This window comes from Actinomadura rugatobispora (assembly GCF_055379765.1).
Genome location: NZ_AP029191.1, coordinates 10,687,246 through 10,711,241, shown reverse-complemented (window position 1 = coordinate 10,711,241; position 23,996 = coordinate 10,687,246). Strand labels below are relative to the sequence as shown.

The following is a 23,996-nucleotide window of genomic DNA, read 5'->3' as shown; positions in this document are numbered from 1 at the left end:
GGCGTGCCGGAAGGGGCCGCGGCCGCATGTGCCGTGGACCATCTAGCCTGTGGGGCAGCGGCCCGGGTTGTCGCAGATCTTGAGGGCGGCCGAACGGCCGAAGAGCTCGAGGATCTCGCGGGGGTCGCGCAACCGGTACGCGGTGCCGCCGGTGGCCTCGGAGACGCGCTTCAGGGCCGCGATGTCGATGTCGGGGCCGAAGGCCAGGCCAATGACCTGAACGGGGCGCGCCGGGTCGTACTCCTTGCGCAGTTCGCCGAGCAGGGCCGTCTCGGTGATGCCGCCCGCGAAGTCGTTCCGGCCGTCCGAGAGCACCAGCACGATGTTGATCATGTCGGCCCGATAACCCGCCTTCATCGTCCGGAACGCGGCCAGGATCGAGTCATAGAGGCCCGTGTCACCGTCCGGCTTGGCACGCAGCCGCCCCAGCGCCTGCTGGACCGCGGCCCGGTGGGTGCCCGCGCTGCTGACGCCGCCGAGCCTGCCGACGGGGGCCAGCGACCGGTAGGGGCGGGTACCGTCCATGCCGGTCGAGAAGGCCCAGACCCCGGCCTCGGCCTCGTCGGGGAGCAGGGCGATGCCCTTGGTGAGCTCGCCCGCCGTGATCGTCATGCGGGTCTCGCCCGTGCCAGGAACCTGCTGATCCATGGACCCCGACACATCGACGAGCGTGAGCATCCGGGTGCCGAGCCGCATCCGGCGCCACATCTCGAGCGTCTCCAGCGTGGCCCTCGGGTCGATCGTCGCTCCCCCGGCCCGGTCGTTCGCGGGCCGCAGACCGATCTTGGCGAGTTCCCTGGCGCCACGGCGAGAGTTGAGCTCGGCGAGGAACCGCTTCGCGTCGTCCGCCCTGGCCGAGCCGTGGACGATCAGGGGAAAATCGAGGGTCACCGTTCCGTCGCCCGGAGTCTGCGCCACCACGGGGGCGCCGCCCGTACGGGCATGCCGCCGGACCGACTGTTCCGACACGGCCAGCACCGACCTGTCGCTGCTTCGCGCGAGGTTCGCGAGGGCGGCTCCGGCATCCTTGGCAACGGTGTTGCTGTCGTGAGACTGAGCCTCCCGAAGGATGTCGGTGAAGCCGGCCAGGCTCGTGTCCCCGCCACCGCGCCGTGCCATCAGGAGGGCGGCCACGCCGCTGGCGTCCGACTCCGGATCGACGATGCGCAGCCCGTAAGCCGTGCTGTGGGCGTCGCGGCGCAGGGAACGCCAGGTGAGGCCGCCGGGCGGCGGAGGCGTCGCCTGCGACCGGACGAGCACCAGCGGCGAGAGGGCGGCCGATCCGACCGGACGCGGGACCGCGGCCCCGGTCCGCTGTGCCGCGCTTCCGGCCATCGCCAGCCACAGGGACGAGTCGAGGATGAAGGCGTCCGCCCTGCTCTCACGCCGGGCGCCGCCCAGGGTGAGGACCGAGGCGGCCGACGGCGCGGCGGTGACGACGATCTCCAGGCACCGGTCGTCGAAGCGCTGTGCCGTGGCGGTGACGGCCGGGGCGATCGCGGGATCGGCGGCGAGCCGCAGCGTCTCCTTCTCCCCCTCTCCGCATGAGCCGCCGAGCCGCGACAGGCCCACTCCGACCATCGAGGCCACCAGGACGGCCAGGACGGCGATCACCACGCTGAGCGGTGGTCGGCGGCGCGCACGGCGCTTCACGGGCGCGAGAGCCGGACGGCGATCGTTCGCGATCGTCGACCGCCCGGGGCTCGACAGTGGTGCCAGCGCCACCGACGGCGGGACCGGCGCGGGAGAAGGCGGGACCGGCACGGCGTAAGGCGGGGCCAGTGCGGCCGGCGGCGGGGCCGACGGCGGAGCCGGCCGGGGGGGAGGCGGAGCCGGCCGGGGGGGAGGCGGGGCCGACGCGGGGGGCTCTGGTGACGCGTTGCCGGCCGGTCCCCCCTCCTCGACGGCGTACGGCAACGCCGGCAGCTTGGGGACTTCGTCGCCGTCCTGACCGGATGACTGCATGATGCCGTCCATTGAAGCGGCACCGGACGGTGCGCGGATGGGCCCCTGGGCCCAAAAAAGCGTCTCTGGTCAGGAGTTGGGGCCTCGGGCCCATCAAGGAACCAAGGCGGTGACTGGGCCTCAGGGCCCTTCACCCGGCCTTCTCAGCGGGACAGGATCCGATGATGAGCAAGGAGTTCCGGAGCCGAGATAGAGGCAGCTCGGAAACCGAATATGCCGCGTCTCTCCTAGGAAGGATCTGTCCGGGGTGAGCGGGTCCGGGCGGCGTCGGCGGGAGCACCACCACGTACTTCGAGATCACCTATCAGGATGACCCGCACACTCAAAGCGTGCTCCGAGCGATCACTGCGCCCCCGCAGCAGGCGACCGAAAGGCAGCGGAACAACGATGAACCCGCCCAACTGATCAAAGACAAGGGCAAACCGAAAGGATGCCGAGTGGTTCACAAATGCCGAGACCAGGGTGCGGGCGCAGTCGAATATCTGGGAATACTGCTGCTCGTCTCCGCCATCGCCGCCGCCCTCTTCACGTCCGGCACATCCGACCTTTTGGTAGATAAATGCAAGACCGCCCTCTGCCGCGCCTTCGGCGGTGAGTGCGGGGAAGACGTGCTGGCTCGTCGCGGCGGGGCCGAACCGCGGATCACAGGGCGGCCGCTGGTCGACGGCGGGGATACCCCGCTTGCCCCCGACATTCCGCCGGGCGGCCCACAACCGCCCCCGCCACTGCCACCGATCGCGAGTCCGCGCTGCCAGTTGGACCGGACCGTGCCCTGGGTGGAAAGGCTGCACGCCCACAATGACTACGAGAACGAGCATCCACTCGACGATGCGCTCGACAACGGAGCGACAAGCGTGGAGGCCGACATCTGGCTTGAGAACGGGGGCAGGCTGGAAGTCAAGCACGACGACCCGAAAGGCAGTAGAGCCGACACACTTCTCGAACTCTATCTCAAACCGCTGACCGAGAGGATCAAAGAGAACGGCGGGGTCTACCCGGGGTACACTGATCCGTTCGAACTCATCATCGAAGCCAAGGACAAAGATAAGTCAGGAGCCTATGAGCAGGTAGCCAAGGACATCAACTCGCTCAATCCACCGCTGGCATCGAACGTGCACGTGATCCTTCCGATGCCGGAGAATTACGACCCTGACCGTAACACGCTCGGCGACACACCCATGCCGGTCAATATCCGTTTCTCCGCGAGCCTGGGGGATCAATGCGCTATCCCGGATTGGCTCAACCCCAGGAACAAGAATTATGATGCGAGAATCGCCAACCGGGTCGTCATGCTGAACGGCGATTTCAACAAATGCGTGGACCGGAGCCCCAAGGGCAGGTACACCATCGACCCGACCGAACACCAATACCTGAACAATCTAGTCACCAACGCGCATGCCAATGGCCGAAAAGTCCGCATCTGGAACGCCCCGGACGGCTGGGAAAGATGGAAAGGGAAATTCTATAATTGCATCAAGCGGCCGGGGCACCAGAGATGCGAGGGCGGCTTGCAGAAGAACTGGTGGCAGGCCGCCGAGGAGGCCGGCCTGGACTATTACGTGACCAACCATCTCGGACAGACCCGCGATTGGCTCCTCAAGAAGTGCGGAAAGAAGACCTACCCGCCACGCTGACACCGAGATTCTTGTCAGCGACTTTGCGCGGATATTCCGATATTTGGAAGGTATGAGGACGCGGGCGGCCAACACAGCCGAAAGCCCCACCCCCCCCCGCCGTGGCCACCGCCATCGCCGCCTGGCTCCACCGGGGGACGTCACCGGCGTACCGCCCGTCCAGGGGGCGCCGCCGACCAGCCGACGGCCAGACCGCGGAGCGATACCGCGAGCGCAGCACCTCAGCAGCGGGCCCTCGCCATCCAGGGCCGACCCGTCATCGGGCTTGACCGCGGGCCCAGCGGGGGACCCAGGGCCGCGATTGGGTCTCGGGACCCTTCACCTGGTCTTTTCCGCGGGACAGGATCCTCTGGTGAACATGGAGTGCCGGCCCCGCGACAAGGGCGGTTCGAAAATCGAATACGCCGCGCTCATTGCCGTGGTGAATGTGGTGGTTCTCGGACTGAACAGCACCTTTGCCGGATCGTGGCCGCAAAAGGTTGAATCCTCTATTTGTCGAATATTTTCACAGGGATCCTGTCCTGCGGGTGAGGCCGCGCTCCCCCAGCCGCCACCACCGCCCCCGGATCCGCCCTGCACCGTGGCTGATACCTCGGTAGAAAAAACCAAATCCGTGCAGGTGCTTCTTTACTCTCACAAAGAGAAGGAGAAGAAGGTGGTCATCCAGCGCTCGGACGGCGAGGTGTGGGAGGTCGACGGGAGCGAAAACAGGAATGGAATCCATGTCGAGACCGGCATCGGTTACAAAATCAACGACAAGAAGACCGGCCTTACAATCGCGGGCGGCAATGAATGGAGCAAGACCGCGTCGACGACCTGGAAGTTCGCCAACGAGGCCCAGCGTCAGGCTTTCCATGCCGAATTCGAGAGGCAGCGGACCACGCTGGTCAAGAGCAAGGGTCCCCTCAAGGGCCTGATCGAGGCGGAAAGGCTCAAGTACACGATGGCCGACCAGTGGGGCATCAAATACACCATCTCAAAGGGTACCGGCACCAACGGGTACATCAATGGCAGCCTGTCGTTCTCCGCGGGCAAGGTAAAGGCCAAGGTCGGCGGGATATACGAGGAAACACACGAGGTCGGCACCACGACGACCAGTGAAAATGAAGAGATCAAAACATTTATGAGCAAGAACGCGGTCACTCTCGGAGCCACGGGCGAGGCCAAGACCGAGAACAAATGGCTACCCTCTTTCGCCCTGCAGGCGACGAAGGACTGGTCCGACGGATCCACCGTTTCCATCACCTATGACATTGTGCAGACTCCCGACGGCAAAGAGGTGAAGGTTCCCAAGACGGCGACCATCGTGACCGACTCCGGCTCCAACCACAATCTGAACGCCGGCGCCACCTGGGAACTGAAGTTCAAGGATCCGAAGAGCCTGCCCACTCCCAGCCCGGCCGGCGGCCAGTGGGAGCTCAGGAAGGACAATCCCGAGGGGACCTTGTCCTACTCGAAGGGCGGCGGCGGTAACGCGTTCACGCACATCGAGATCTCGCTCCAGGGTGACCCGCACGCTCAGCAAGTGATCCAGAAATACATCGCGCCCCCCGCTGCCGGCGCGGGATATCAGGGTGAGATGCAGTCGCTCGCCGATGAGCTCGCCGTGTTGATCCAGGAGAAGGGGAAGATCTCCACGCTTTCCTACGACCGCGACAGCAGCAAGAAGGGAGCGGACTTCGGATTCACCCCCGGCGTCAAGATCGCTGGCCTTGAGAACAGCACCGAGACGGTCCGGACCGCGCTCACGGACGCGCGGATCGTCGACCCGAAGACCGGTGTGTCCCGTCCCTGGATCTGCCGCACCGACCGGGACCCCGGAACGAGCCGGCCATGACGTCGCCCCGCCCCTACTCGTCCTCGGAGCTGCGCACCGCCGCGCGCGGCGCCCGCCCCGAGCGGGCCGGTCCCGGCGGCCCGCTCCTCGCGCTGCTCGTCGCTTTCGCCGTCGTCGGGCTGGCTTTGGCCGGTGTCCGCTGGGGCATCGGCATCACCGGCCTGGGCTCCGTCGGCATGGTCAACGACGCGGTGGTCGAGGCGACGGCGCCCGGGCTGCTGGCGGCGGTCGTGGTCGCCACCGCGCTCGCAGTCCGGGTGGCGACCGCGAGCGGCGGCCGTGGGTCGCCGGTGCTGTCTCACGAGGGGCAGATCGCCCTGACCGTCACCCTGCTGAGCTGCATGATCGTCCTCCCGATGATGATCCTGAACCCGCTGTTCGGGACGCCGCACTCCGCCTCCCTCGTCGTCGCCGCGCTGGTGGCGGAACTGACCGTCGGCGCCGGGGCGTGCCTGGGTGTCCTGGCCCTGCGACACCGGTGGATGAACGTGCTCGTCCTGGCTGGAGCGCTGATGCTCGGGCTCGACCTGATCGGCCAGTCGATCGTCGACCGGGTGCTGGCACCCGATCCCGCGGACCTCATATGGCCGAGCGAGATCGAGGGCGCCCTGATGACGCTGCGAGAGCTCGACCAGTGGAGACCGCGCGCGTCCGCCATGGCCGTGGCCGCCTCCGTCGTGGCCATCGGGACGTTCCGGAGCGATCGGATGACGCGCGGGCGACACCTCGTGGCGATGGCCGCGGCACCACCCCTCCTGCCCCTGGCCTCGACGCTGCTCGCACTCCCGTTCGCCGGGAACGACGTCCTGGAGACCCGAGGCCGGGGCCTGTGGCTCTGGTTGATGGCGGGTAGCGTCGCGGGTCTCGCCTGCCTGCTGGTTCCGCGGTTTCCGTGGCGCTCGGCTCCGCGCCGACGCCGTCCGTGACGCCCCGTCCGCCCCGAGGGGACGGGCGCCGCTCAGCTTCCCGGGAGTTCGAGCATGATCGCGGCCAGCGTGCCGAGGAGCATGGACGGCCCGAACGGGATCGAGCCCGCCCGCGACCGCCGGACCGCCATGACCGCGAACGCCGCGACTCCACCGAGGAGATACATCGTCAGCAGGCCCGTCCACCAGGTCGCCGCGCCGAACCACCCGAGGTAGAGGCCGAGCACTCCGGCGAGCTTCACGTCCCCGAGCCCGATCCCGCCGGGTACCAGGACGGCCTGGACGGCGAACAGCGCGAACAGGGCCGCCATCCCGGCGCACGCGTGCACGAGACGCCCGACGCCTCCCTCGGTGAACGGAACGGCCAGCGCGAGCAGGGCCGACGCGACGCCGTACGACGGAAGCGTGAAACGGTCCGGCAGCCGCTCGACCCGCAGATCGATGAACGCGAGCAGCGTTCCGACTCCCGCCAGGTAGAGCAGGGCGGCCAGCAGGACCGACGAGCCGAGCAACCCGCCGAGCACCCCCCATCCCGCCGCCGTGGCCACGGCCATCGCCGTCCGGTTCGCGCGGGAGACCCCGTCGACGTACGGGCCGGCCATCGGCGCCGCCGACCAGCCGACGGCCAGGCCGGCCGAGGCCGCCGCGACGATGATCCATGTGTGCATGTCCGTGCTCCCTGCGTCGCTCGGCCGGTCGGAAGGCGAGGCGCGGTCAGCCGAAGCGGCGAGCGTAGGTGAGGCTGCTGCGCAGCGGGGAGATCTTGACGACGTCCCCGGTTCTCGGAGCTTCGACCATCTTGCCGTCGCCGTAGTAGACGGCCACGTGGTCGGTCGGGCGCGGGCCGAAGAACACGAGGTCCCCGGCCTGGAGCTGGTTGAGCGGCACGGGCCTGCCGCGGGGGTCGTCCAGTTGCGTCCCGGTGAAGTGGCCCATGGCGATCCGGCCCTTGGAGGCGTGGTAGACCGCGTACAGCGTGAGGCCGCTGCAGTCGAACCCGATGGTCAGGCGCCCGTCGTAACCTCCGGGCGAGCAGCAGATGCCGCGTCCCGGGCCACGAACGGTGCCGCCTCCCCAGGAGTAGGGCGTGCCACGCCAGCACAGGGCCCAGGCGACCACCGCCGCGCCGAACGGGAGGTCGTCGGCGGGACGCTGCCCGTTCGTGGCGCACTCGCTGACCACGACGCCGCCCCCGCCGACCGGGCCTCCCGGGGGAAGGTCCATGCCCTCGGGCTGTCCCGTGTAGGCGACGGGGTCCTCACCGTCGACGAGACGCAGCTTGAACAGCTTCCTCACGCGCTCGCGGTCACCGCCGGGGTACACCTGCACGCCGTCGCAGACCATCCTGCGGGTCGGCCCGATCCCGGTGCTCTCCGGCGGCGGGTCCCAGTAGTCGGACGAGCAGCGCGGCGCCTTCATCGTGGCGACCGCCCTGGCGGAGCCCGCGCGGCCGATCCCGGTCTTCCCGGTGTTGTCGGTGCAGAGGTTGCGGCGTTGGCGGAGGTCGTCGCGTTCCTTCGCGGTCAGTTCGCCGTCCCTCTTGAGCTGGCAGAACCGCGTCGCGGCCTCGACCATGGTGGTCTGGCCCTCCCTGCCGCTCAGCCGGGCTCGGAGCACCCGCGTCCCGTTCTTGTCGGCGTACGACGCGGCTGCCGCCTCGGGCGTGGTGCCGACCGACCAGTAGCCCGCCGCGGACGGGTCGAGCCCGTCCAGCGCCAGCGAGACCGCCTGGTCGCGGAGGGGGGCGAGCGCCCCGAGCGCGGCGGCGTCGGCGCCGATCTGCGCCCGGGTGCGCATGTCGCCGGCCTGGCCGATCCGGCCGAACAGCAGGAAACCGGCGGCCAGGACGACCGCCATGAACATCACCAGAACGGAGGTGGCGGCGCCTTCGTCGCCCCCTCCCGATTTGCCGTACCGCATCCGCCGCAGCATCCGCACCCCATTCCATGAGCGGAGATCACACATGGCCTTCCGGCTTCAGCGATGACGGCCGCGCGCCGGCCGGAAAGCGTTCACGAGAAAGAGGCCGAGAAGGCATCCGAGCAGGATCTCGATACCGCACGGGAGGATTCCGTGAGTGCTCCAGAGATCAGGTTCGGTGGCCGCGGTCGCGGCGGTGGCCGCCAACGCCGCCACCGGCAGTTGGAAGGCCGGCCGCCACCGGCCGAAGAATTCCTGGTCGTAGGTTCCGGCGGGCTCCGCGTCCGGTGCCAGGGTTTTCAGGGCGAGCAGACCGAGGGCGCCGAGGGTGGCCGCCGTCAGCCAGGACGCCGGCACAGCGCGCATCGACCGGCCCTTCTTCGGCAGGCGGCGGGGTGATGGGGAGTGTGCCTTCCCGAAGCCGGATTCGGCTGCTTCCCCACCGTCCCCGGCACCCGTCCGGGGTACTACTGCTGCGGCCGGTTGAACACACTGTTGAGAGCGTCAGCGACCTTTTGCTGGATGTTGATACCACTAATGGCTGCGTATACGAATCCGATGACCGCCGCGGCGATGATGATCAGTGCCGCGTATTCGATGGCTTCCGCGCCCCGGTCCGATGACCTTCGAAGCCGTTCCACGCGGTCGACAACGAAAGTCTGCAGGGTCACGTAGAGCGGAATAATCGGGTTCATCGGCGTTTCCTTCCGACCGTTTCTTGTTCCCTTCCGGCAGAACAACGGTACGGAATCCACGCTGCCGGCCCCAGGGCCCGGCGGCCCAATCCAGGCCCCATTCAGCCGGGCCCGTCTGGGCCCCCGGGAGGGCCCGCCTGCTCCTCGGCCGTGCCCAGCCAGTGCGCGATCGCCCCGGCCCGCGAGGCGACGCCGAGCTTGGCGTAGATGTGGTTGATGTGGTTCTTCACCGTCTTCTCGGCCAGGAACAGGCGTTCGGCGATCTCGCCGTTCGTGCGTCCCCGGACGATCAGCTCCATCACCTCGGCCTCCCGGGCCGACAGTCCGAACCGTTCCCGTGCGCGGCGTTGAGAGGCACCGTGCCCGGGCGGAGGCGCGACCGGTGAACCGTCCCAGGTCCCGCTCTGGACCTGGTCGCGGTGCACGGCGCCGACCAGGGCGGAGACCGCCTCCCGGGAGAGCGGGTTCGCGCCCTCCATGGCGTCGTGCACCGCCGCGGTGAGCTCGGCCGCCGTGAACGACCCGTGCACCAGATAGCCGACCGCGCCCCGCTCGATCGCCGCCTGGACGACGCCCGGGTCCTGGGTGTAGGTCAGCATGACCACCTTGGCGACACGGCTCAGCCCACCGGCCGCGCTGATCCCGTCCATCAGTGGCATCCGCACGTCCAGCAGGACCAGGTCGGGTCTGATCCGCTCGGCGAGTTCCAGCGCGGTCCGCCCGTCCCCCGCCTCGCCCACGACCTCGATCCCGGCCGCCTCCAGCAGCGACACCAGGCCGGAACGCACGACGATGTTGTCATCGACGACCATGACGCGTGGATCACCCATGCGTTCCCGCCTCGGCGAGTCGCCGGTCCGCGGGCTCGACCACGGGGAGCCTGACGCCGACCGTGGTGCCCGCCCCCGGCTCGGACGCCACCCACACCCGGCCGCCCACGCGCTCGGCCCGCTCGTGCAGGCCGATGAGCCCGTAGTGGCCCTCCCTGGCCAGTTCGGGCAGCCCGCGCGGCCGGAACCCGCGCCCGTCGTCGCGCACGGTCAGCACGACCATCGACTCCTCCCAGGCGAGCCGGATCCAGACCGACCTCGCCGCGGCATGCCTTTCGACGTTGGCCAGCGCCTCGCTCAGGATGGCCCTCGCCTCGTGCCGGGAACGCGGGGGCAGGTCCACCCCCTCGGCGAAATCGAAGATCACGGCCGTGGCGGTGTCGGCACCCCAGCGCTCCGCCATGTCGCGGACGGTGTCGGGGAAGGAGCGTTGCGCCGCGTCCTCCCGGAGCTCGGCGAGCAGGGTCCGCGCCTCCTTCGAGGCGACCTCGGCCGCCACCGCGACACGTTCGGCCTCCGACACCGCGCGCGCCTGATCCCGGGAGATCCAGGTCGGCAGAGCGGCGGCGATCATCGCCACGCCGCGCAGCGTCTTGGCCAGCGAATCGTGCATCTCCCGGGCCAGCCGGGCCCGCTCGTCGGCCGCGGCGGCCTGGACCTCGGCCCGCCGCAGCTCGGCCTCCTTCGCGGCGAAGTCGTCGAGCAGCCTGCGCAGCCCGACTCCGGCCACCCCGGCCAACGGGTAGTAGAGGGCCTGCGCCAGCACCGACTGGAAGACGATGTCGTCAGGTGCCCGCAGGCTGACTCCGTAGACGATGCAGTAGAAGGCGACCTGCTGGATGGCGACGGCCAGCATGCCCTGCCACCGGTAGAGGAGGCCCGCCACCGCCGCCGTCACGACGGTGCAGATGAAGAAGGGGCCCGACACTCCACCGATGCCCAGGATGCCGAACGAGATGACCATGTCGAGCGCGAAGTAGAGCGGATGCGTGGCGACCCGCGGAGCGATCAGGCGCCAGCCACGCCCCGCCAGCCAGGACAGTGCCACGATGCTCAAGACCAGGAGGAAGGTCGCGAGATTCAGCTCGCCGCTGGGCAGCAGCGGCAACGTCAGGGCTGCGACGAGCATGCGGATCCGCATCAGCATCCCGAACGCGGCGCCGACCCGTTCCGGCAGCGGGCCCGCGGCGGGTGTCGGCCGCTCAACCGCCGAAGAGGCCACCAGGGCTCACTCCCGACCCGTAGAAGAGGGCTGCCAGCACGACCAGCATCAGAGCCGGAAGGCTCATCGTCATGGTGATCACGGTGATCTTCGGTGTGGTGCGCTGAGCCTTGCGCTTGGCCCATTGCGCCGAGCTTCGGCGCAGATCGTTGCTGATGTCCACCAGCGCGGTCCGCAACGGCGCCCCCAGTTCCTCGGCCTGCAGCAACGCGGTGACGAACTGGTTCACGCCTTCGGAGTCGTTGCGCCGCCGCAGGTCCTCGAACGCCTCGCGGCGCGGTGTGCCCAGGTCCATCTGCCGGAGCGCCAGGCGGAACTCGTCGGCGAGCGGGCCCGGCATGCTGTCGGCCGTGCGCGCCAGCGCGACGCGGAAGCTGAGGCCCGCGCTCACCGTGACCGCGAGGACGTCGAGGAAGTCGGGGATGGACCGCTGGATGTCGTCCTGCCTGGCCTTCTTCCGGCCATAGAGCCTGTACTCGTTCTGCAGGCAGCCGGCAAAACACACCACCCCGAACGCGCCCTGCCCCAGGGCCGCGAAAACAAGCCCCAGCCCGCCGAAGATGACGACGTATCCGGCGGTGACCCGGGCGTACGCCTCGACCGTGGAGAGTCCGGCGGGACGCCCCGCGGCGGCGATCCGTTCGCGGATCGAGCTCCGCCAGGGCGCCAGCGCGGTCAACGCCAGACCGGCGAGCGGCGCCCCGAGGACGCCAGCGAGCCGGTCGAGCACGAAACCCTCCTCCTCAGCGCCGCCGCCGACGTCGGACAGGGCCGACACGCTGAACCTGCGTTCCGCCGTGACCAGCGAGAAACCCCAGACGCCGAGGATCACGCAGAGCGCTCCCGACGCCGCCATGACGTAACCGATCACGTCCACCTCACACATCGATCCTGGTGACCCGGCGGACGGCGAGCAGGCTGCCGGTGAACAACACGGCCGCGACGGCGAGGACGATCTGGCCGACCAGCCCTTCGCTCATGATCCGGAGCGCGCCCGGCTGGATGATGTTGATCAGCGCCAGCCCGCCGAGGCCGAGGGCCCCGACCGCCCAGTTGGTGACGACCGCCTCTCCCATAATCGTTCTGACCTCCCGGCGGATCTCCTTGCGTTCCTCCAGCGTCCCGGCGATCGTCCGCAGCGCCGTGACCAGCGAGCCGCCCGAGCGGGTCGCCACCACCAGCGTGCTGACCAGCACGCCAAGCTCCCGCGACGGCAGGCGGGCGCCCAGGTCGCGCAGGGCGTCCTCCAAAGGCTGGCCCAGCCGCAGCGCGTCCGCCGTCCGGCGTAGCTCGGTGCCCGCCGGATCCGCGAGCTCATCGGCGGCGATCTCGATGGCCGTCCGCATGACCAGGCCGGCGTTGGTCGCGTTGGACAGGACCCGGGCCAGCTCGGGCAGCTGGGCGACGAACTCGTCCCGGCGCCGTTCTTCCCTTCGCCGCACGTAGGAGAAGAACGCCATGCCCACACCGGCGGCGGCCGCCAGCCCGAACACCGGTGCGATCCACTGTCCGATCAGCACGATGACGGCGGCGCCCGCCGCGGTCAGCAGAGCCAGGAACGTGGACACCCGCACCCTGATTCCGGCGGTGTTCAGCTTTCGTTCCACGGCCCGGCCGAGCGTGGTACGGCGCAATGACGCGTCCAGCCTGGCGGCCAGTCCCGCCGCCGGGTCGCCCGGGGCCAGCCGGCCGCGTTCGACCAGCCGACGGCGCCGTCCCGCCCCGGCGACCAGGTCCCCGAGCCCCCAGACGGCGAGGATCAGCACCACGGCGAGGATGAGCAGGATCACCGGGAGCGGGAGGATCATCACCTTCCCACCCCGCCTTCCGCGGGCCGTGCTCGACCCGTGTCCACGTGGCCGGTGCGCGGCTCGGGCGCGAACGCGGGCGGGATCTTCTCTCCCGCCTCGAAGAGCCGGGTGGCCAGGAACCCGGGAAGCGGATGGTGCCGGAACGCGCCGCGTACGGTCTGGTCGGAACCCAGCGGTTCCGCCTCGAAGCGCGTCACCCGGTGTTGCGCCGCCGGGCCCGGAGCGGCGCCCGCGCCGGACCCGACGCCCGCTCCGGCGGGGCCGAGCGCCGCCACCTCGGTGATGCGGCGCGATCCGTCCGGACCGCGGGTCAACTGGACCACGATGTCGACCGCACCCTCGATCTGGTCGCGGATCGCCTCGTACGGCAGTTTGACGTCGCTCATCGCGGCGAGCGTACGCAGGCGGTGCACGGTGTCCTCGGTCGAGTTGGCGTGGACCGTCACCAGCGAGCCGTCGTGCCCGGTGTTCATGGCCTGCAGCATGTCCAGGGTCTCGCCGCCGCGGACCTCGCCCACGATGATCCGGTCCGGCCGCATCCGCAGCGCGTTGCGGACCAGGTCGCGGATCGTGATCGCCCCCTTGCCCTCGATGTTGGCGGGACGCGACTCCAGCGAGATCACGTGCTCCTGCGTGAGCCGGAGCTCGGCGGAGTCCTCGATGGTGATGATGCGCTCCCCGGCCGGGACGAACGCCGACAGCGCGTTCAGCATGGTCGTCTTGCCGGTGCCGGTACCGCCGGCGATCACGACGTTGAGCCGGGCCCGGACGAACGCGGCCAGCAGCAGGCCGGTGGCCTCGTCGAGGGAGCCCGCCTCCACCAGTTCCCCGACCGAGTACGCGCGGGGGAAGCGGCGGATGGTGATGACGGGGCCGTTCAGCGACAGCGGCGGCACGATCACGTTGACGCGCTCGCCGCTGGGCAGGCGGGCGTCGACCATCGGGCTCGACTCGTCCACGCGGCGGTTCACCTGGGCGACGATCCGGTCGATGGTCTGGTAGAGCTGGTCCTGGCTGGCGAAGCCGCCGTCGACCCGGGCCACCCGCCCGGCGCGTTCCACGAAGATGGCGTCCGGCCCGTTCACCATGATCTCGGTGATGCTCGGATCCGCGAGCAGCGGCTCGAGCACGCCCAGGCCGAGTGCCTCGTCCACGACGCGGCGGATGAGCGAGGCCCGCTCCCCGCCCGTCAGCACCGGCCCCTCGCGCGCCACCAGAAGGCCGGTGACCTTCTCCAGACGCGCCCGCCGCTGGTCCATGGTGAGCTTGGCCAGCTCGTCCAGGTTGATCTCTTCCAGCAGGCGCTGCCGCCAGTGCCCGACGGTGTTCCCGCCAGGTCGCCCGTCGGCGGGGCCGCCGTTCTCCAGACGATCCTTGAGGGCCATCGGCTACCCCAGCGGCATGGTGACGGTGCGCGTCACGGTGTAGTCCAAGGGGATCCCTTTCCAGAGCAGGGGGAGCTTGGCGCGGACCCGGCAGTACACCCCGTCATCTCCGTCCACCGATGTCGGCCCGCCTTCGATCGAGTACGTGTTCAGCCATCCGGGCATCGCGGCCCGCGCGCGTTCCCGGCAGAGATCCGGGGCGTAGCGCTGGCCCGCCTCGCGCGCCCCGGTGCGGGCCGCGTTCTCGACCCGCTCGACCGTGGTCGAGGAGATGTACGCCTGGAACACCAGGAAGATCACGAAGAGGGCGAACGGTGCGATGCCCGCGAACTCGACGGCCACCGCTCCCCGGTCACCGCGCCGCGCCAACGCCACCACCCCCTTCCGTGACGATCTTCGCCCGGCCCGTGATCCCCCACGAGCTCCGCAGCGCGGGTATCACCAGCGGAGTGTCGATGGTCACGACGGCGTAGCCGTCCCGGACGGCGATGTGCAGATGCTCGCGGTCCTTCCAGCCACCGGAGACCCGCGCCACCGTGCGGCGCCGGACCTCCTCGCGGTCGGCCCGCGCCTCCGGGGTGTCGCGCTCGTCATAGCCGATCACGGTCACCGCGCGCGCCGCCTCGTTCGCGGCATGGCTGGAGTACATCGAGGTCAGGCCGACCAGCACGGTCTGCCACACCAGCAGGCCGACGAAGCCGATGAGCGGGATGATGCCGGCGAACTCGACGGCGACGGCGCCCCGGTCCTGCGGGCTCCTCACGGGCGTTTCCATGACCTGCCCCCGCCCCTGCCGCCCGGGGTCTCGCGCTCGTCCTCGTCCGGCTCCCCCGAGAGGAGACCGAGGTCGGCGGCGACCGAGCCGATCGCCTTCCGGAAGGCCGTCTGCTTGACCGTGAGCGGCGAGCCGGTGTTGGCGGCCTCCTCCAGAGCGCGGAAGGCGGCGGGGACCGTCACCGCCCGCACGGGAGGGCCGACCATCTTCCGCGCCAGGTCGGGCTGGATCTCGTTGCGCCTGTCGTGCTTGGCGAGCAGGACCGACGCGTCCTCCTCCTTGCGGATCGCCAGCCGCGCCCATATCCCGGCCAGCCTCGCGGCACCGCGCAGCGCGGGGACGTCGGGAGTGGCGACGATGACCGCCTCGTCGGCCAGCTCCACCGCCACCGCAGCGGCCTCGGTGACATAGGCACCGCCGTCCACCAGGACCACGTCGTATCGCGCGCGGGCGATCCCGAGGACGCTTCTGCTCACGCGCGCGGAGATCTCTTCCGCGTCCTCGCCCTGCCCCGGTCCCAGCAGGACGTGCGGGCCCGCCGGGTGGACATACAGCGCGTCCGCCACGACTCCCCCGTCCAGGCCGTCTCCCGCGGCCGCGAGATCGCTGACGCTGTGCCGGTGCCGGACGTCCAGGTATCCGGCGACATCGCCCTTCTGCAGGTCCATGTCGATCAGGCAGACGCTGCGTCCCGTGGCCGCCGTCGCCAGCGCGAGGTGGATCGCGAGCGTGGTCGTGCCGACGCCGCCCTTGGCACCGCACAGGGTCACCAGCCTCCCCTGCCGCCGGGGCGGGAGGCTCTCGCCGGGATCGGCGCCCGCGGTGGTGAGGTGCCGCCTCATGGCGCGGGACCACTCGACCGCCTGCCGGATGCGGTCCTCGAGCTCGGAGAGCGTCGGCCGGGTGGAGACCACGCCCCGCGCGCCCGCCGCCATCGCGGCGGCGAACGCTTCGACGCCGGTGTCCTCGGTGACGAGCACGACCGGGAGGTGGGGGTGGCGCACGGCCAGGTCGCGGACGACCTCCAATGGGGCGAGCGGACCCAGATCCCGGTGCAGGAGGACGACGTCCAGTCCGGGTTCGGCGGCGGCCGCCGCGGCGACGTCGTCCGAACTCGCCCGGACCCCGGCCACCTCATGGCCGGGGAGCTCGTCGACCAGGCCGCCGAGCGCCGCGGCCACGGCCCGATCCTCGATCCCGAGCAGAACCCTGATGGTCACGGCGCCGTCACCTCGCCGGGATCGTCTCGCACACCGGCGGGAGGCTGACACCGTCGGCCTTCCGGCCCGTGCCGCCGATCAGCACCAGGCGGAGCTTGTTGGCGAAGCTCTCCTCCCGGGTGAGCTTCAGGCTGTCCACGGCGTCGAGCGCGAACGTGATCGGCATGATCGACTCGGTGACCGAGGTGTTCTTCTCGTCGCGGACGCTGCGCACCTGGTCGATCTGGAGCACGAGGGCCGACTTGACGATCCGGGCCGCGCAGGACTCCTGGCGGCTGCCCTTCTGCACCTGGTAGGTCGCGTAGATGTCGACGTACATGCCCTTCTGCACCATGCCGGCGACCCCCGTCTCGGCGTCGACCCTGATGGAGATGGCCCGCTGGCCGGGCTCCAGGGCGGGGTGCGGGACGAGCATCCCGTGCTGCAGGAAGGCGCCCGCGGGCAGATCCGCTCCCGCGACCTTCCCGGCGAGCTGGGCGGGGTTGGTGATCAGTGTCGAGGGCGACCAGCGTTTGGGCACCTGGGCGCGGCGCAGGTCGTTCTCGGTGATCCGGGTGTACGCGGGGATCGTGCGCGTGAGCACCAGCACCTCGGTACGGACGCCGGCCTCGGCGCGCACCGATCCGGTGTACCCGAGCACGCTGACGAACACCACGACGGCGCCGAGCGCCGCGAGCACCATCAGCACGCCTCCTCGTCGCTGACGGGGATTCATCGGACTCCGTTCCTCGTCGCGGAGCCGGCGACCACGCCGGCCGCCCCTCCGGAGACATCGCCTGACCCGTCTCGGACGGCCATCCCGCAGAAGGAGCATTCGGGCAGCGCGGTGGGTTCGCCGCACCATCCGCAGGGCCGTCCCCCGGCCGACGTGACGGCCTGCTGGACCGCGTCGGGGTGGCCGCTGAACGCGACGAACTCGGTGTGCCTTCGGGAACCCCAGTACGTGTCGCTGAGCGGTTGCACGGCGGCCGGCACGATGGACGTCGCTCCGAGGGCGCCCTGCAGCGACTCCCGCAGCCAGCCCGGATCTCCGTTCTGGTCGGCGGCCGCCAGCAGGACGGGCCCCAGCCGCGGCCGTTCTATCGCCTGCACCGGTTCGGCCCGCGTTATCCGGTGCACACCCGGTGAAGGAGCCGCGAGCACTGAGAAGCCGCCACGGCCGGGCAGGTAAGAGACGGCATGCTCGGCCAGACCGACCGGAACGTTCTCCAAGCGGGCGACGCTGTGCAGCCACGCGCCCGCGCACACCATGACGGACAACCGGGACGCCAGGCCCGCGAGCCTTCCCGGCGGAACGTGCGGTGCCACGAAAGCCAGCTGGTCGGCCACGAGCGAGAGCGCCAGCGGGGGCAGATCCAGCGGGACCGCGGCGATCCGGTCGGTGTGCAGCGCTCCCCGTGCGAGGGCGATGAGACCGCCGGCGCCCCCGGTGCTCCATGACGGATGGACGACCAGGACGCTCCCGCGTTCCCCCAGTGCCTGTGCCATCTGATCGATGAACTCCGCGCGTCCTTCCTGCGCGGCGCCGTCCACGACCAGGCGGCGCGCCGTGTACTCCCCCATGACACCGATGCTGGGAACGTCCCCTGCGATCACGACCACGGTCATGGGCGGCCTGATCGCCTCGTGGGATTCACAAGGCCGCTCCGTCCTGTTCGACTGCCCGCCTTCTTCCTAGGCCTCACGATCTTCGCCGACCCGGCTGGCATCCGGCTGGCACCGATCTAGCATCGTTCGCGTCCGCCGCAAGAAACGGGCTTGCTTCCGGTTGACACCGATCGACGCTCTTCGGTCAGAATGTGTGCCTCGGGGCCAAAGTGAACAGGGGTTCAGCGGTGGAGTTCGGGATACTGGGGCCGCTACTCGTCCGGGACGGCGACGGAACCGCCGTCCCGATAGCCTCGCCGAGGCTGCGCAGCCTGCTGGCCGCCCTGCTCCTCCGCTCCGGGCACACCGTCACCGGCGAGGCGCTGGCCAACCTGATCTGGGACGGCGCCCCTCCCCCGTCCTTCCGCACCACGATGCACAGCTATGTCGCGCGGCTCCGGCGAACGCTGGGACCCGAACTCGGCGCCCGGATCGTCACCGCCTCGCCGGGTTACCGCATCGAGCTGGAGCCGGGCGAACTCGACCTGTCGCGGTTCGTCGCGTTGCACGCCGACGGCCTGTCGGCCGCGCGGGCGGGAGACTGGACGCGCGCCGCCACGGTCCTCGCGGCCGCGACGGACCTGTGGCGCGGCCCGGCGCTGGCGGACGTCGGCGCCACCGCGCTGCGGGACGAGGAACACCGGCTCGAGGAGATGCGGCTCCAGGTCCACGAGCTCAAACTCGAGGCGGCCTTCCACCTCGGCCACCACGCGGAGATCATCGACGAGGCGCGGCGGCTCGTCGCGGAGCATCCCACCCGCGAGAACCTGTGGGCGCGGCTCATCCTCACGCTGTACCGGTCGGGCCGCCGGGCGGCGGCCCTCGCCACGTACCGCCAGGTGCGGGAGATCCTGAAGGAGGAGCTCGGCGTCGAGCCCGGCGCCGAGCTCAACGAGCTGCACCAGCGCATCCTCGCGGGGGACCCGGGCCTGGCGCCGGCCGGCGGTGCCAGGACGGTCCCCTTCCAGCTGCCGCCCGACTCGGGCGATCTCGTCGGGCGGGAGTCCACTCTCTCGACGCTGGCGGAGAAGCTCGACCCGCGCCGGGAACCGGGGCCTCGGACGGCGGTCGTCTCCGGTCCGGGCGGTATCGGCAAGACGACCGTCGCGGTGCGGCTGGCGCACCACCTGAGCCACCGGTTCCCCGACGGTGTCCTGTTCGCCGACATGCACGGCTCCGGTTCGTCGCCGAGCGACCCGGCCGAGACACTCGCGATGTTCCTGAAGGCGCTGGGGATCACCGATCTGGCACTGCAGCAGTCCTTCGAGGAGCGCGTGTCGCTCTTCAGGACGATGACGGCCGACCGCAGACTGCTCATCGTCCTCGACAACGTCCGCGACGCCTCCCAGATCCGGCCGCTGCTTCCCAGTGGGGGCCGCTGCCGGACGATCGTCACCAGCCGGAACACGCTGGCCGACCTCGTCGGCGCCCACTTCGTCGAACTCGGTGCGCTGCCCGACGCGGCGGCACGCGCGCTGCTCGGCGCCATCGCCGGCGCGGACCGGATGCGGGACGGCGACGGCTCGCTCGACCGGCTCGTCGCCGCGTGCGGCGGCTTCCCCCTCGCCGTGCGCATCGTGGGGTCGCGGCTGGCGGTGCGGCCCGACTGGTCACTCGGGCATCTCGCCGACAGATTGAGCGACCGCACCCGCCGCCTGGACGAACTCGAGGTCGGGGACCTGAGCGTCCGGGCGAGCCTGGGGCTCAGCCATGCCCAGCTGGCGCCGGAAGAGGCGGCGGCGTTCCGCCTGCTGGCCATCCCTCACATGAGCACGATCGACAAGGAGATCGCGGCGCGGGCGCTGGACATCCCCATTCTCGAGGCCGACCGGCTGCTGGAGGCATTGCTCGACGTCCACCTGCTGGAGTCCCAGGGGCCCGGCAGCTACGGGTACCACGACCTGGTCCGCGCGTTCGCCCACGGCCTCACCCACGAACTCGACAGTCCCGCGGAACGGCTGGCGGCCATCACCGAGACGGTCCGGCTGATGACCGACCGGCTCGCTCGTCTCGTCCCCCAGCCCTGGCCGGGTGCGGTCGTTCCCGAGATCGTCCAGAACGGTCAGGCGGCGTCCGCCGCGTTCGAGAGCGTCCGCCAGAACCTGCTCAGCTGCGTGGAGCAGGTCGAGGGCTGCCACACCCTGCCCTGCACGCTGCTCACCGAACTGGTCGGCCTCCTGTTCCGGCCGCTGTTCATGGGCGGCTACTTCGACGACCTGCTCATGTGCGGCCGGATGCTGCTCGCGAAGGCCCGGCGGGAAGGCGACCTGGGCGGCGAGGCCCTCGGCCGGCTCACGGTCGGCTGGGTCAACGTGCACAGGGGCGAACTCGACGAGGCCGACCCCCTCCTGCGCGAGGCCATGCGCATGGCCCACGGTCTCAACGACCCGTACATCATCGCCGCCGCCCAGACCGCGCTGGGTCTCTCGTACGGCCAACGCGGCGATTCCGCCGCCGCGATCGAGTGCCTCGAGGAGGCCGCGCAGGTGTTCTCCGAGCACGGCCTGCCCGGCCAGCAGGCCATGGCCTACAACTACCTCGGCAAGCATCTGCTCGGTGCGGGACGGGTGAGCGAAGCCGTTCAGCGCCTGAAGCAGGGACAGGAACTGGCCGTCAAGATCGGTGACGTGGACGTGGCCGCCATGGCCCTCTACACCCTGGGAGCCGCACTGCAGAGCACCGACCCCGGCCAGGCCGTCCACTACGGCGAACAAGCTTTGGCCATCATGCAGAACCGAGGCCGCCACAGTGAGGCCATCGCCCTCACACACCTCGGCCAAGCGCTGCTGGCCGCGGGCCGCGCCGACGAAGGCCGGGCCCGCCTGAAGCGCGCCGCCGAGATCTTCACCGACATGGGCGACCTGAGACGCGCCACCGAATCCCAGCACATCGCCGACACTCCCTGAGGAAGCCGGCACAGCCGTTCGCACCTACGGTCGGGGCCGCGTCCCTCCTGCGTGCCCAGTCATAACGCAAGCCCAGCCGCCGGCTATGCCGCTTCCCGTCGCACGGTCAAGCCGGTGACGGCGCGGGCGAACGCCCCGATCTCGGAGATGGCGGCCAGCCCTTCGCGGGAGATATCGGCGAAGATCTGGAAGACGTGCATCTGCCCCTCCCAGATCTGCAGCGTGCACGGCACGTCGGCCGCTCCCAGCCGCCCGGCCATCAACTCGGCGTCGGAGCGCAGCACCTCCACCGAACCGACCTGGATCAGCACCGGAGGCAGCCCGCCCAGATCGGCGTGCACCGGCGACAGCCACGGATCGGTCACCTCCGCGCCGGGAAAACAGGTACGCACCATGTCCCGCAGCCGGGGGGGCCGGGATGAACGGATCGAGCGCGGCATTGGCATGTGCGATCTTGCCCGCGATGTCCAGCTCGGTGAACGGCGACAGAGCGGCGATGCCGGCAGGCGGGGGCAAGCCGTCACGGAGTGCGTGCAGCGGCGCCATGAAGGCCAGGTAGCCACCGGCCGAGTCTCCGGCGACCACGATGTCGGCGGGCTCGTGGCCCTCCTCCAGCAGCCACCCGTACGCGTTGCTGCAGTCACTGACAGAGGTGGCGATGGTGACGCGGGGCTGCATGCGGTAGGCCACCGACAGGACCGGCATGTCCGCCGCCTGGGAGATCCGCGCGATCATTCGGCGGTGGGTGCGCAGTCCGCAGGCGACGAACCCGCCGCCGTGAAAGTACAGGATCACCTTGTCCCCGACGCCGGTGACGCCGGGGCCGCGAACCCATTCGGCGGGGCAGGAGAGCCCGCGCACCCTGGCGACCCTGGTGCCGCGGGGCGGGAGCATCAGGAACCCGGCCAGATCCAGCAGAGGGGCGAAGCGCAGCGTGTACGGGGTCCAGGGCAACCGGGCCACCAGCGGCCGCAGGAACCGGCGCATCAGCCATACCGCCAGGCGCGCCCCCAGCCCGCATCCCGCGCGCTCCTCGACGGTGGGTGTGGTCGGCATCCGCCACCTCTCTCGCCCGGTCCAACCCCTCATACTAACAACCAAGTAAGCGTTTGGGTATGCAGGTCGCCACATGTAGGACGGGCACGACAACGCGCGGGGAAGCACGGCCGATCACCGATTGAAATCGGTGATCGCCGCTCCCTACACTGCCGCCCATGAGGACACGGCAGAGCCCCCTGACCGATCGTGTTGCGGTACTGACCGGCGCGGCAGGAGGCATCGGCGGGGAGACCGCGCTCCGCCTCACCGCCAAGGGCGTCCGGGTGGCGCTTCTGGACCGCGACGCCGACCGCCTGCGTCCTCTTGCCGCGAAGATGGGCGACCGCGCGGCGGCGTTTCCGGTGGACGTGACCGACCGGGACGGACTGGAGCGGGTCACCGCCGAGGTCGCCGACCGCTTCGGCGGCATCGACATCGTCATCGCCAACGCGGGCATCAGCGGCCCCCTGGCCACCGTGGCCGCGATCAAGCCGGCCGAGTTCGAGCAGGTGGTCGAGGTCAACCTGCTCGGCGTCTGGCACACGGTCCGGGCCGCGCTGCCGTACGTCACCGCGCGACGCGGCTACATCATGCTGACCTCGTCCATCGCGGCCGCGATCCCGTGCCCCACCGTCGCGGCCTACGCCAGCTCCAAGGCAGGCGTGGAGGCTTTCGGGCGCGCACTGCGGATCGAGCTGGCCCACACCGGCACCGCGGTCGGCATCGCCTACTTCGGCGCGGTCGACACCGGCCTCGTCCACGGCCTGATGACCCGCCCGTCGCTGGCCGACGGCCTCCAGAAGATGCCCAAGGTGATCGGCGCGCCGATCTCGGTCTCCCGCGCCGGCGCGGCGATGGTGAACGGCGTCGAGCGGCGGTCGAGGTCGGTCTACGCCCCGTGGTGGGTGCCCGGCCTGCTCGCTCTGCGGTCACAGTTCGCCGCCGTCGCGGACCCGGTCGCGGGCCGCTTCCCTCCGCTCGCTCGCCTCATCAAGGACGTCGACCACGCCTGACCACCATGCCTGGGAAGCACCGTGCTCAAGGCCCGGATGACATCCGGCGCACCCGAGTCGGTGGGGATCCCCACACCGGCCCCATGGTGGCCGGAAAACCGACGTCGCTCGGCGAATCCAAGTGAGCCAACCGAAGCAGGGTTGGTCGGGCGGTCAGGAGGAGAACCGCGAAGCCTTAGCCGGCGAGGAGCGAGTGGGTCTCGTCCAATAGCGCGAGCATTTCTTCTCGCGTTTCGGTGAGAAAGGCCTCCTCGACCGCGGCGAGCGCGCGTCCGTCCGCCAGCCAGGCGACGATATCCCGGTAGCCCGTGACCTCCTTTTCCCAGAAGGGGTTTCGCAGCTCGGGCCCGGTCGTCCGCCACGTCACCCCCGTCGTGACGAACTCGTGCAGGTTCAGGATCGCGCCGGTCGACTCCAGCCGTTCCCATCGATCGAGGAACGGCACGAGTCCGATCCCGGTAAGCCCCAGGCTGCACAGCACCGTCCCAATGTCGGGCCACGGGCAGTCGTCGCCTGCCTTGGTCTCCCACCAACGGGTCAGAAAGGTGCTAATGACGGCGCGTTCGTCGTCATCCCACTCCGTCCATCGACCGCGGCCGAGCTTGCTGAACACGATCTCCGGATCGGGCCAGTCGAACTCGTTGTCCGCGGCCAGTTCGAGCAACCGGGGCAGGAAGTAGCGGAGTTCCGGCACGTCGCCCCACAAGATGAGCGCATCCGTCGCGTACCGCCGGAGCACGTCCACGCTGAGACCCCGCACCGGCCCTTCGAGCAGTGGCCGATCCTCATCGGGCGCCACGCAATGCGCACAGCCTTCCACTTTCAGCGGCCGAGGAACCCGCCCGAACACCTCGTAGAGTCTCTCGATCTCAACACTCATTCGCTCGACCATTCCCGGAAGTCTAGGAGGGACGGTGATGGGTTGAGCGATGATCTTCGGGAGATTCGCCGCGGAGCTCGAGGCCGCGCAGCAAGCAGGCTCCCTCTCTGGTCTCGCCGTATCCGGCGGCCAGGCCGGCGCGTCCGAGGGGTGAGTTCGATCGCGTGCCGATCAACGGGACGGGTGCGTTGTGCCACAGCCCCGCTTCGAGGAGGGTCGCTCTTGCGCACCGCTTCCGTATCCCACCCCACTCCATCGAGGTGAGTGCTGTGCCACGAGACCATGGGCGTTC

Annotated in this window: 22 protein-coding genes and 1 pseudogene; 5 read left to right on the top strand and 18 right to left on the bottom strand. The window is 70.2% G+C overall.

What is annotated here, in order from left to right; translation table 11 throughout:
* Positions 1–42: 42 nt before the first annotated feature.
* On the bottom strand, positions 43–1,653 hold the full coding sequence (locus tag ACZ466_RS47830) for a substrate-binding and VWA domain-containing protein (RefSeq protein WP_378281279.1): 1,611 nt from the start codon (positions 1,651–1,653) through the stop codon (positions 43–45).
* Between the two features lie 641 nt (positions 1,654–2,294).
* Between ACZ466_RS47830 and ACZ466_RS47825 the strand changes: the two genes are divergently transcribed.
* From ACZ466_RS47825 to ACZ466_RS47815, 3 genes are all read left to right on the top strand, one after another.
* Positions 2,295–3,599, top strand: a complete 1,305-nt coding sequence (locus ACZ466_RS47825; RefSeq protein ID WP_378281278.1) for a PI-PLC domain-containing protein — start codon at positions 2,295–2,297, stop codon at positions 3,597–3,599.
* 352 nt (positions 3,600–3,951) lie between these two features.
* Complete coding sequence (locus ACZ466_RS47820; protein WP_378281277.1) at positions 3,952–5,436, top strand: hypothetical protein; 1,485 nt, start codon at positions 3,952–3,954, stop codon at positions 5,434–5,436.
* Positions 5,433–6,362: a hypothetical protein gene (locus ACZ466_RS47815; RefSeq protein WP_378281276.1), complete on the top strand. Its 930-nt coding sequence runs from the start codon at positions 5,433–5,435 to the stop codon at positions 6,360–6,362. Before ACZ466_RS47820 ends, ACZ466_RS47815 begins: the two co-directional genes overlap by 4 nt.
* A gap of 32 nt (positions 6,363–6,394) precedes the next feature.
* On the opposite strand, the gene ACZ466_RS47810 is transcribed toward ACZ466_RS47815, so the two are convergent.
* The 14 genes from ACZ466_RS47810 to ACZ466_RS47745 form a co-directional block, all read right to left on the bottom strand.
* Positions 6,395–7,030: a prepilin peptidase gene (locus tag ACZ466_RS47810; RefSeq protein ID WP_378281275.1), complete on the bottom strand. Its 636-nt coding sequence runs from the start codon at positions 7,028–7,030 to the stop codon at positions 6,395–6,397.
* Between the two features lie 46 nt (positions 7,031–7,076).
* Positions 7,077–8,282: a C40 family peptidase gene (locus ACZ466_RS47805; protein ID WP_378281274.1), complete on the bottom strand. Its 1,206-nt coding sequence runs from the start codon at positions 8,280–8,282 to the stop codon at positions 7,077–7,079.
* Between the two features lie 57 nt (positions 8,283–8,339).
* Positions 8,340–8,648: a hypothetical protein gene (locus tag ACZ466_RS47800; protein ID WP_378281273.1), complete on the bottom strand. Its 309-nt coding sequence runs from the start codon at positions 8,646–8,648 to the stop codon at positions 8,340–8,342.
* Between the two features lie 101 nt (positions 8,649–8,749).
* Positions 8,750–8,977, bottom strand: coding sequence for a hypothetical protein (locus tag ACZ466_RS47795; protein WP_378281272.1), 228 nt, complete (start codon positions 8,975–8,977; stop codon positions 8,750–8,752).
* A 101-nt stretch (positions 8,978–9,078) separates the two neighbouring features.
* Positions 9,079–9,807: a response regulator transcription factor gene (locus tag ACZ466_RS47790; protein WP_378281271.1), complete on the bottom strand. Its 729-nt coding sequence runs from the start codon at positions 9,805–9,807 to the stop codon at positions 9,079–9,081.
* Positions 9,800–11,029, bottom strand: coding sequence for a sensor histidine kinase (locus ACZ466_RS47785; RefSeq protein ID WP_378281270.1), 1,230 nt, complete (start codon positions 11,027–11,029; stop codon positions 9,800–9,802). The genes ACZ466_RS47790 and ACZ466_RS47785 overlap by 8 nt, the downstream gene beginning before the upstream one ends.
* On the bottom strand, positions 11,010–11,906 hold the full coding sequence (locus ACZ466_RS47780; RefSeq protein WP_378281269.1) for a type II secretion system F family protein: 897 nt from the start codon (positions 11,904–11,906) through the stop codon (positions 11,010–11,012). Before ACZ466_RS47780 ends, ACZ466_RS47785 begins: the two co-directional genes overlap by 20 nt.
* A gap of 1 nt (position 11,907) precedes the next feature.
* Positions 11,908–12,837, bottom strand: coding sequence for a type II secretion system F family protein (locus ACZ466_RS47775; RefSeq protein ID WP_378281268.1), 930 nt, complete (start codon positions 12,835–12,837; stop codon positions 11,908–11,910).
* Positions 12,837–14,225, bottom strand: a complete 1,389-nt coding sequence (locus ACZ466_RS47770) for a CpaF family protein (RefSeq protein WP_378281267.1) — start codon at positions 14,223–14,225, stop codon at positions 12,837–12,839. The genes ACZ466_RS47775 and ACZ466_RS47770 overlap by 1 nt, the downstream gene beginning before the upstream one ends.
* Positions 14,226–14,228: 3 nt before the next feature.
* Entirely contained in the window at positions 14,229–14,567 is a 339-nt protein-coding gene (locus ACZ466_RS47765; protein ID WP_378281266.1) for a TadE/TadG family type IV pilus assembly protein, read from the bottom strand.
* A 10-nt stretch (positions 14,568–14,577) separates the two neighbouring features.
* On the bottom strand, positions 14,578–14,988 hold the full coding sequence (locus ACZ466_RS47760; RefSeq protein ID WP_378281265.1) for a TadE family protein: 411 nt from the start codon (positions 14,986–14,988) through the stop codon (positions 14,578–14,580).
* Positions 14,985–16,220, bottom strand: coding sequence for an AAA family ATPase (locus ACZ466_RS47755; protein WP_378281264.1), 1,236 nt, complete (start codon positions 16,218–16,220; stop codon positions 14,985–14,987). The genes ACZ466_RS47760 and ACZ466_RS47755 overlap by 4 nt, the downstream gene beginning before the upstream one ends.
* Positions 16,221–16,227: 7 nt before the next feature.
* Positions 16,228–16,902, bottom strand: a complete 675-nt coding sequence (gene cpaB, locus ACZ466_RS47750) for a Flp pilus assembly protein CpaB (RefSeq protein ID WP_378281347.1) — start codon at positions 16,900–16,902, stop codon at positions 16,228–16,230.
* Between the two features lie 29 nt (positions 16,903–16,931).
* On the bottom strand, positions 16,932–17,828 hold the full coding sequence (locus tag ACZ466_RS47745) for a hypothetical protein (RefSeq protein ID WP_464041993.1): 897 nt from the start codon (positions 17,826–17,828) through the stop codon (positions 16,932–16,934).
* A gap of 227 nt (positions 17,829–18,055) precedes the next feature.
* Here ACZ466_RS47745 and ACZ466_RS47740 point away from each other — a divergent pair, with 227 nt between their 5' ends.
* Complete coding sequence (locus ACZ466_RS47740; protein WP_378281262.1) at positions 18,056–20,773, top strand: AfsR/SARP family transcriptional regulator; 2,718 nt, start codon at positions 18,056–18,058, stop codon at positions 20,771–20,773.
* 83 nt (positions 20,774–20,856) lie between these two features.
* Here ACZ466_RS47740 and ACZ466_RS47735 read toward each other — a convergent pair whose 3' ends face one another.
* Positions 20,857–21,138 (bottom strand): alpha/beta hydrolase, encoded by a 282-nt coding sequence (locus ACZ466_RS47735; protein WP_464041992.1) that lies wholly within the window; start codon positions 21,136–21,138, stop codon positions 20,857–20,859.
* A 115-nt stretch (positions 21,139–21,253) separates the two neighbouring features.
* Positions 21,254–21,667 (bottom strand): annotated as a pseudogene (locus tag ACZ466_RS47730) (alpha/beta hydrolase); the annotation flags it as partial.
* 320 nt (positions 21,668–21,987) lie between these two features.
* Here ACZ466_RS47730 and ACZ466_RS47725 point away from each other — a divergent pair.
* Positions 21,988–22,824 (top strand): short-chain dehydrogenase/reductase, encoded by an 837-nt coding sequence (locus ACZ466_RS47725; RefSeq protein ID WP_378281260.1) that lies wholly within the window; start codon positions 21,988–21,990, stop codon positions 22,822–22,824.
* Between the two features lie 175 nt (positions 22,825–22,999).
* Here ACZ466_RS47725 and ACZ466_RS47720 read toward each other — a convergent pair whose 3' ends face one another.
* Positions 23,000–23,716, bottom strand: coding sequence for a hypothetical protein (locus ACZ466_RS47720; RefSeq protein WP_378281259.1), 717 nt, complete (start codon positions 23,714–23,716; stop codon positions 23,000–23,002).
* Between the last annotated feature and the right edge of the window lie 280 nt (positions 23,717–23,996).

What these genes read in the sequence shown, in the direction of transcription:
- ACZ466_RS47745 (WP_464041993.1), bottom strand. Translation starts at nt 17,828, where the DNA reads ATGACCGTGGTCGTGATCGCAGGGGACGTTCCCAGCATCGGTGTCATG.
- ACZ466_RS47805 (WP_378281274.1), bottom strand. Translation starts at nt 8,282, where the DNA reads ATGCGGTACGGCAAATCGGGAGGGGGCGACGAAGGCGCCGCCACCTCC.
- ACZ466_RS47725 (WP_378281260.1), top strand. Translation starts at nt 21,988, where the DNA reads ATGAGGACACGGCAGAGCCCCCTGACCGATCGTGTTGCGGTACTGACC.
- ACZ466_RS47770 (WP_378281267.1), bottom strand. Translation starts at nt 14,225, where the DNA reads ATGGCCCTCAAGGATCGTCTGGAGAACGGCGGCCCCGCCGACGGGCGA.
- ACZ466_RS47720 (WP_378281259.1), bottom strand. Translation starts at nt 23,716, where the DNA reads ATGGTCGAGCGAATGAGTGTTGAGATCGAGAGACTCTACGAGGTGTTC.
- ACZ466_RS47775 (WP_378281268.1), bottom strand. Translation starts at nt 12,837, where the DNA reads ATGATCCTCCCGCTCCCGGTGATCCTGCTCATCCTCGCCGTGGTGCTG.
- ACZ466_RS47800 (WP_378281273.1), bottom strand. Translation starts at nt 8,648, where the DNA reads ATGCGCGCTGTGCCGGCGTCCTGGCTGACGGCGGCCACCCTCGGCGCC.
- cpaB (WP_378281347.1), bottom strand. Translation starts at nt 16,902, where the DNA reads ATGGTGCTCGCGGCGCTCGGCGCCGTCGTGGTGTTCGTCAGCGTGCTC.
- ACZ466_RS47815 (WP_378281276.1), top strand. Translation starts at nt 5,433, where the DNA reads ATGACGTCGCCCCGCCCCTACTCGTCCTCGGAGCTGCGCACCGCCGCG.
- ACZ466_RS47790 (WP_378281271.1), bottom strand. Translation starts at nt 9,807, where the DNA reads ATGGGTGATCCACGCGTCATGGTCGTCGATGACAACATCGTCGTGCGT.
- ACZ466_RS47795 (WP_378281272.1), bottom strand. Translation starts at nt 8,977, where the DNA reads ATGAACCCGATTATTCCGCTCTACGTGACCCTGCAGACTTTCGTTGTC.
- ACZ466_RS47810 (WP_378281275.1), bottom strand. Translation starts at nt 7,030, where the DNA reads ATGCACACATGGATCATCGTCGCGGCGGCCTCGGCCGGCCTGGCCGTC.